Below are 2,853 nucleotides of genomic sequence, written 5' to 3' on the forward strand. Positions count from 1 at the left end.
GGACGATCTTCGCCTCTTGGGTATTCATGCAGCTAGGTCAGACCCTGTGGTCAAAGAACCGGATCAAACAGACGATGTGGAACTGAAGACGCGCTCGCCCGATTCTGATCGGTCATATTGATGGGAGCACGCACCGGGGGGCGGCGAACAGACTCATCGAACCAAACCCAGCCGGACGGAGCGGCGATATTCCTGAAGGGAATCTCGTGACTGAGCGCCATATTACGCAAAAACGACCGGTGCGTAAAGCCGCAATCCCCGGCGCATTTTTCTCGCAGCGCGCCAGCCGGCGCGACTGACGGCTGAGTGGACCCCGGCGAACGACAAGCTCGTCCGTTTGCGGGATTTTTCATCGCCTGCGGTTAGCCGCGCGCTGCGGACGGGCTCCGTTCCCGAGCGAATTCGCGTCGCCCACCTGCACGGGAAAAATCAACGCCCGGCAGCCTCAGGTGCCAGCGCGCCCTGCCAAAAAACGCTTCAATCGGTCGACACCCTCGTCCAGCCTCGCCGTATCGCAGGCATAGCACCAGCGCACGAAGCCCTCCCCCTGCGGCCCGAACGCGCTGCCCGGCGCGACGCCAAGCCCGACCTCGCGCACCATTGCTTTACACAGCTCCAGACTGCGCGTCGAACCCGGCATCGAGAAGAACAGATACATCGCGCCCGACGGCGCCTTGACGTCGACACCAGGCACCGCCGACATCGCCCGCACCAGATGATCGCGCGACGCCTTCAGGTCGCGCACCAGTTCCTGCGTGAAACGCCCGCCCTGCTCAAGCGCGGCGATGCCCGCCTGCTGAACGAACGACGGCGCACACGACGTGTTGTACTCGACGAGCTTCGCGAGATCGTCCATCAACGCGTTCGGCGCAACCATCCAGCCAAGCCGCCAGCCCGTCATCAACCACGCCTTCGAAAACGAATTCACGCAGATCACGCGCTCGTCGCGCGTCGCCAGATCGAGGAAAGACGGCGCAGTGCGGGCGCGACCCGCATCGTGCCCTTCGTCAGCGTAGTACAGCCGCTCGTAGACTTCGTCGCCGACGATCCAGATGCCGTGACGCCGACAATGCTCGAGCACGGTGCGTTGGTCGTCGCGGCTCATCACCCAGCCGGTCGGATTGTTCGGCGAGTTGAGCATCACCATCTTCGTCCCGGGCGTCAGCGCGTCCAGCAATTGCTGGACGTCCAGTTGCCAGCCGCGTTCGCCGTAGCGCAATGCGACGGTTTCGACGTGCGCACCGAGAATCTTCGGAATCTCGACCAGGTTGGGCCACAGCGGCGTCACTGCGACGACGCGATCGCCCACGCCCACCACCAGCTGCGCGGCGAGCATCAGTGCGTTGACGCCCGCGCTCGTCACCGCGATGTGATCAGCCGAGGTCGCGCCGTGCAGTTCGCTGACATACCGGGCGAGCGCCGCGCGCAACGGCGCGATCCCGAGGTTATGCGTATAGAACGTCGCGCCGGCGGCGAGCGCCGTGCTCGCGGCGTCGCGAATAAAGGCCGGCGTGATCCTGTCCGACTCGCCGAACCAGAACGGCAATACATCCTCGACGCCAAAACCGGCATTGGCAACTTCGCGGATTTGCGACGGACGCAGCGCGCGCACGGCATCGCGCGCGTTCGGGGTGGAGGGCACAGGGAGGTCCAATTCGCTCATCGAGGGTTCGGATGGATCGGGGATCGAAAGTCGGCAGGCCCGCGCAACGGAGTTGCTCGAGGCAGGCGGTAGTGTAGCGCGGCGGGCGTTTGCGCAGTGGCGAAGCGGGCGATTGGACCACGGATCGGAGTTGGCAAACAGCGCGCTTGCGAGCCCGCACGGACCATCCGAAATGCGACGAGGACGACAAGCACGACAAGCATAAGGCCGCGCGCCGCTGTCGTTCCCCAAGTTCCGGCCGCGTCAGTCGACCCGACGCACGCGACTGGCTCCGTCAGCCGCGTGCGTCGCCGCCTCCGCTAGTTCAACTCTTCCGCCCGCTCCGGCAATTGGCGGATCAGGTCCCACACAGCCTCGGCCGCCGGCGACAGCGAGCGATCGCGCCGCCGCACCAGCTCGACGCGACGCTCGGCGCGCGGCACCAGCGCACGCGCGACCAGCGACGCCCCCGCCGGCAACGGCAACGCGAGCCACGGCAGCACGCTGATGCCAACGCCCGCCTCGACCAGTCCGAACACGGTCGCGGAGTGGCCGAGTTCCTGCACGACGGTGGCATTCACGCCCTGCGCCTGCATCGCGGCGTCGATGATCGGGCGGCTGCCGGACGCGTAGTCGAGCATCACGAGCTGCTCGCCCTCGAGATCTCTCCATGTCACGTGCTCGTTGGCCGCGAGCCGGTGGTCGTCTCGCGAGACGACGCAGAACGAATCGGTCATCAGCGTTTCACTGAGCAGATCGTCATCCGAAAAAGGGCCGATGATCACGCCGAAGTCGACTTCTCCAGACTTCACCTTGCGCACGACGTCGCTTTGCACGTCGTCGCGCAAACCGAGCGTGACATACGGAAACTGCCGAACGCACGAGGCGACCACACGAGGCATCAGGCGGCACGCGACGGTCGGACTCGCCGCGACGATCACGCGACCGCGGCGCTGCTCGCCGATTTCGCGAATCTCGCGCAACGCATCGTCCAGATCGGACAGTAGCCGCGACACGCTCGATACGAGGTTGGCGCCGACGTCCGTGAGCTGCACCTCGCGGGTCGTGCGATCGATGAGCTTCATGCCGATTTCCCCCTCTAGTTCGCGGACACAGCGACTCACCGCGGACTGCGTCAGACCGATTTCATCACCGGCCCGGCTAAAGCTCTGGAGGCGGGCGACCTCAATGAAAACCCGGAGCTGTCGCAG

The 2,853-nt window shown here is 65.4% G+C and carries 2 protein-coding genes; both read right to left on the reverse strand.

The window, feature by feature from the left end:
- Positions 1–445: 445 nt before the first annotated feature.
- Complete coding sequence (locus VGH68_RS11320; RefSeq protein WP_331603711.1) at positions 446–1,663, reverse strand: pyridoxal phosphate-dependent aminotransferase; 1,218 nt, start codon at positions 1,661–1,663, stop codon at positions 446–448.
- A 299-nt stretch (positions 1,664–1,962) separates the two neighbouring features.
- Positions 1,963–2,853, reverse strand: an 891-nt coding sequence (locus VGH68_RS11325; RefSeq protein ID WP_331603712.1) for a LysR family transcriptional regulator, incomplete at its 5' end; no start/stop codon positions are given.

Source organism: Paraburkholderia sp., assembly GCF_036488505.1.
Taxonomy (GTDB): domain Bacteria; phylum Pseudomonadota; class Gammaproteobacteria; order Burkholderiales; family Burkholderiaceae; genus Paraburkholderia.

What these genes read in the sequence shown, in the direction of transcription:
- VGH68_RS11320 (WP_331603711.1), bottom strand. Translation starts at nt 1,663, where the DNA reads ATGAGCGAATTGGACCTCCCTGTGCCCTCCACCCCGAACGCGCGCGAT.